This is a genomic window from uncultured Roseovarius sp., assembly GCF_947259555.1.
Lineage (GTDB): Bacteria > Pseudomonadota > Alphaproteobacteria > Rhodobacterales > Rhodobacteraceae > Roseovarius.
Genome location: NZ_CAMYMD010000097.1, coordinates 1 through 4,921 on the forward strand (window position 1 = coordinate 1; position 4,921 = coordinate 4,921).

The window sequence follows — 4,921 nt, forward strand, 5'->3', positions numbered from 1 at the left end:
CAAATCCGAAAAACTCTAATTGGCGCGCTGACTTAGACAAATCGCCAGTCCGTGGGGGCGGCCTGGCAATGGCGCGGCGGCCTTCGGCCTTGATTCCGCGCCGGGGCTGCTGATCGGCTGTCCGCTCCAGGCCAGGCCAGGCCAAGCCGAGGTTCGTTGCTAACGCAATCGACGGTCTGGGCTCGAAGCGGTCATTGCGCTCCGAGCCCGCTGCGTGCTCTCACGTGCATCATCTACTGCAAGGGGCTGGTTCCGGGGGTGCCTTTTTTGTACGTAGGATTTTACCGCTTGCGCCTGCGTCCCGGCGTTTTCGAATGAAACTCCGGCGGGCGCTGCCCCACCCATTCAATGAACTTCGCCAGCCTCGGATGCGCCCGCAGCGCCTCAACCGTATTAAACTCCCGCGCCAGTTCTCCTTCCGTCAGCGTCGCGTGAATCTCGTTGTGGCAAATCTGATGCAGGCGCACCACCGGGCCGCCCTTGCCGCCCTTCAGCTTGGGCACAAGGTGATGCTGGCTTTGCCGGGCGCCGGGCGGAATGGGCCGCAGACAGAGCGGACAGATCGGCGTTTCGGTCAGTTTATCTTGATCCTATTGTAGAGTGCGGGCAAGAGGATGGCGCAAAGGGTAAAGATGACAAGGGGTGTGTGATGGAGGGGCTACCGGAGATCGTACATACGGCCATCGGCTACGGCCTGCAGGGCTGGGACATGGCCAAGGTCTGGCTACTCAGCCCGGCGGCATGGTCGCAATTCGCGCTGCTGGTGGTGGCGTGGCTGCTGGCCGTGCTGATCACGCGCCGCCTGCGCCCCACACTCACCCGACTGCTGACACCCCCCGCGGGACAGGACGGGCCGATCGCCTCGGCGCGCCTCTTCGTGCTGATGTTCCTGCCGCTCCTGATGCCGCTCTTGGCCTATGGCCTCACCGGCATGGGCGAAGGCGTGACCCGGTCTCTCTTCGGCTCCGGCGACGTGATCGCCTTCGGCAAGCGGCTGTTCATGGTCCTCGCCGCCCGCCTCTTCGTGCGCGAAATCCTGACAGATCCGTTCCTCAAGGTGCTCGGGCGCTTCGTGCTGATGCCGGTGGCGCTGCTCTACCTCTTCGATATCCTCGGGCCGGCCAACGACCGGCTCGCCGCGATCTCGGTCGATCTCGGCAATATCAGCTTCTCGGCACTGGCGCTCATTCGCGGCGCGGTCTCGGGCGCGCTGCTCTTCTGGCTTGGCCGCTGGTCCAACAGCCAGTCCGAAGAGTTCATCCGCCGTCAGGAGGAATTGCGCCCAGCCACCCGTGAACTCGCGATGAAGGCCAGCCAGATCGCCATTTTCGGCGCGGCCTTCCTGCTCCTGATGTCGATCATGGGCATCGACCTTACCGCCATCGCCGTGCTGGGCGGCGCACTTGGCGTCGGCATCGGCCTCGGCCTGCAACAGATCGCGGCCAATTTCGTCTCCGGCGTGATCCTGCTGCTGGAGGGGCAGACAACCGTGGGCGACTATGTAACCCTCGACGACGGCTCCGAAGGCACCATCGTCAAGATGACCGCCCGCGCCGCCATTCTCGAAACCGTCGATGGCCGCTGGATCGTGGTCCCGAACGAGGATTTCATCACCTCCCGCGTGGTCAACTTCTCCGACGCAGGCTCGCAACACCGCTACGAGGCTGATTTCTCCGTGAGCTACGACACCGACATCAACTGCATTCCGGCCCTGATCGAGCCCGCAGTCGGCGCGCTCGGTTTCGTCCTCGCCGAAGGTGCCCGCGCGCCCGAATGCGAGCTCAAGGCCTTCGCCGACAGCGGCGTCGAGTTCTCGGTCGAATACTGGGTCGAGGGGATCGAGGACGTCACCGGCAAATACCAGTCCGACGTGCTCTTCGCGATCTGGAACGCGCTCAAGGCCGAGGGCATCGAAATCCCCTACCCGCAGCGCGTGCTGCATCATGTCGGCCTGCCGCCCGCCGCATGACCGACGCGCTCGTCATCGGGGCCGGGCCTGCGGGCCTCATGGCCGCGCGGGAACTCGCCCGCGCCGGGCTGCGCGTGACGCTGGCCGAGGCCAAGCCCTCGGTGGCGCGCAAATTCCTGATGGCGGGGAAATCCGGGCTGAACCTCACCAAATCCGAACCGTTCGAGACCTTCCTCGCCGCCTACGGCGACCGCGCCGAGGCCCTGCGCCCGATGCTCACCGCCTTCGGGCCGGACGCGGTGCAGGACTGGGCGGGCGCGCACGAACAGACACTCTTCACCGGCTCCACCGGCCGGGTCTTTCCGCAGGTGATGAAGGCCTCGCCGCTCCTGCGCAGCATGCTGGCCGAATTGCGCAGCTTGGGCGCCCGGACCCGCACCCGCTGGCGCTGGACCGGATGGGATGGCGATAGCGTCCTTTTCGACACGCCCGACGGCCCACGGCGCCTCAGCCCCACCGTCACCGTGCTCGCCTGCGGCGGCGCAAGCTGGGCGCGGCTCGGCTCCGACGGGGCATGGAGCGCGCATCTCGCCCCCGAGACCCTCACCCCCTTCCGCCCCGCCAACATGGGCTTTCTGGTGGACTGGTCAGCCCATATGCCCCCGCAGTTCGGCAAACCCGTCAAAGGCGTGGAACTCCACGCAGGCCCGACCCGCTCACGCGGCGAATTTGTCCTCTCCGCCAGCGGGCTCGAAGGCGGTGGCGTCTACGAAATCAGCGCCGCCCTGCGCGACGGCGCCACGCTCACGCTCGACCTCGCACCCGACCTCTCAGCCGCGCAAATCGCCCAACGGCTGGCCAACACCCGCCCCCGCGACAGCCTGAAGAACCGCCTGCGCAAGGCCCTCAACCTCGACCCGGTGAAATGCGCGCTGGTGATGGAATTTGCCCGCACCACCCAAGACCTGCCCGCCACGCTCAAGGCGCTGCCCATCCCCCTCCTCGGCCCCCGCCCGATGGATGAGGCCATCTCCACCGCCGGCGGCCTCCGCTTCAACGCGCTGAACGAGGAATTGATGCTGCACACCCGCCCCGGCACCTTCGCCGCCGGTGAAATGCTCGATTGGGAGGCGCCCACCGGCGGCTACCTGCTGACCGCCTGCCTCGCCACCGGCCTCTGGGCCGGCCGCCACGCGGCGGCCTACGCTCAGGGCAATGCCGCCGCCCGCTGAAACCCGGGCCGCGCCATCATCGCGTCAAGATACCCGGCCAGCCGCGCGGGCGGGTCCGGAAAGCCCGCCTTGCCCGCCCACATCAGGCAATGCGCCAGCAGGATATCGGCGATGGTCATGGTCTCGCCCTGCAGGAACGGCCCCGTGAGCGCCGCCTCCAACCTGTTGACATTACGCGCATATTCCCACTTGAGCGAGTCCTTGACCGCAGGCACCCGGTGCTCCTCGGGCAGCACGAAGGAATGCCGCGCCGCCGTCCAGAGCACCGCATCGACCTCATCGAGGATCTGATGCATAAGCGCATCCTGACGCGCCCGCGCAGGCGTACCGGCGGGATGCGTCATCCGGCCATGCTTGTCGGCGAGATAGGTCATGATCGCACTGGAATCGGTCAGCACCTGATCGTCCTCCCGCAGCGCCGGGATCTTGCCCGACGGGTTCACCGCCAGCGCCTCCGCCGAGCGCGGCGCGACGGGCAAGTGATTGTACTCGATGCCCATTTCCTCCAGCAGCCAGAGCACACGAAAGGCCCGGCTGGCCCGCGATCCGATAACGTCATACATGCAACGGTCTCCGTTCGGTTGGTGTCGCGGCAGCATTGCGCAAAGAGCAGGCGAAGGCAACGGCGGCAGGACGGGTCATGTGGGCCTGTGCAGGGGCGTGAATGGCCTTGAGCGGACAGCCGATCAGCAGCCCCGGCGCGGAACAAGGCCGAAGGCCGCCGCGCCATCGCCAGGCCGCCCCCACGGACTGGCGATTTGTCTAAGTCAGCGCGCCAATTAGAGTTTTTCGGATTTGGCAGACATAAAGTGCCCTGAAAGATCGTTAGATCGCCAGCCCGCGGCCTGGCAATGGCGCGGCTCACGGCAACGGCAGCTCAAGGCCATCCTTACCCCATGCCAAGACACGCTTGTACGCAACGAGGGAACTGGAACCCCACCCGATGCATACGGCGTAGGGTGGGGTTCTAACCCACCGCGCCAATCACCCGCCGCCAAAGGCGAGCAAGTCCTTCACGAACCGCATCAACCGGCCATTGTTCGCAATATGATCAAGCGTCGCCACATAAGCGGTGCGCGCGACAAGCTTGCCCGTCTCCGTCGCAGCCGACATCACCACCGCATCCCCGACCTTGCCGCAATAGGCGACAACCGCGTTGAGCGCCGCCAAGATCCGCTCCGCTATGGCACGCAACCGGCCCTTGTGCGGCGCGTCCCGCTCCAACTCTTCGCGCGCCTCGTCCAAACCATCCCAGATGATTGTGATCTGCCGTGCCACCTCCGGCGCGTCATCGACCAGCCCCTCGGGCGGCTGATTATGACCCCGCTGCACCTCCGAGGCCCGCGCCGCCAAAAACGCCGCCTTCTCGGCCTGCAGCGCCGCCACCTCCGCGCGCAAACGGTGCAACTCCCAAATCCTCCGGATCACCGGGTTCACCGCCTCCGGCCCCTTGTCCCATATCTCGGGGTCAATGAGGGCAATCTGTTCCAGCATCTCCCACGTCCGTGCCCCATCCCCCAGCATCGGGCGACCGTCGAGCAGGGCATCATACCAATCGACCCAGAAGTGCCAGTCGGCCCCATCAGACGTGTGCGAGAGTTGCGATTTGATCAGGTCCCAGTCCTCTGCCAGCGGCCCCGCTCCGTCCGGCCAGAGCGCAAGGGCATCGGGAATGCCGCCCTCCGCCACCTTTCCCACATCGGCCCTGACGGCCACCCAGGCGGCTGCGGCATCGGAGGCGGCGCGGGCGGCTGCGTCGGCAGCGAACGCGGCGGCGGCG

Annotated in this window: 4 protein-coding genes and 1 pseudogene; 2 read left to right on the top strand and 3 right to left on the bottom strand. The window is 66.6% G+C overall.

What is annotated here, in order from left to right; translation table 11 throughout:
* Nucleotides 1-281 precede the first annotated feature (281 nt).
* Complete coding sequence (locus tag Q0X85_RS15880; protein WP_297773541.1) at nt 282-578, bottom strand: HNH endonuclease; 297 nt, start codon at nt 576-578, stop codon at nt 282-284.
* Nucleotides 579-649: 71 nt separating this feature from the next.
* Here Q0X85_RS15880 and Q0X85_RS15885 point away from each other — a divergent pair, with 71 nt between their 5' ends.
* Together Q0X85_RS15885 and Q0X85_RS15890 are read left to right on the top strand one after the other, a co-directional pair.
* Nucleotides 650-1,969: a mechanosensitive ion channel domain-containing protein gene (locus Q0X85_RS15885; protein WP_297773537.1), complete on the top strand. Its 1,320-nt coding sequence runs from the start codon at nt 650-652 to the stop codon at nt 1,967-1,969.
* Entirely contained in the window at nt 1,966-3,141 is a 1,176-nt protein-coding gene (locus Q0X85_RS15890; protein WP_297773539.1) for a TIGR03862 family flavoprotein, read from the top strand. Before Q0X85_RS15885 ends, Q0X85_RS15890 begins: the two co-directional genes overlap by 4 nt.
* Here the strand turns inward: Q0X85_RS15890 and Q0X85_RS15895 are convergent.
* Both Q0X85_RS15895 and Q0X85_RS15900 read right to left on the bottom strand, forming a co-directional pair.
* Nucleotides 3,117-3,704 carry a glutathione S-transferase family protein gene (locus tag Q0X85_RS15895; protein WP_297773540.1) on the bottom strand — a complete coding sequence of 196 codons (588 nt, stop codon included), beginning with the start codon at nt 3,702-3,704 and terminating at the stop codon, nt 3,117-3,119. The genes Q0X85_RS15890 and Q0X85_RS15895 overlap by 25 nt on opposite strands.
* Before the next feature lie 421 nt (nt 3,705-4,125).
* Nucleotides 4,126-4,921, bottom strand: a pseudogene (locus Q0X85_RS15900) (hypothetical protein); the annotation flags it as partial.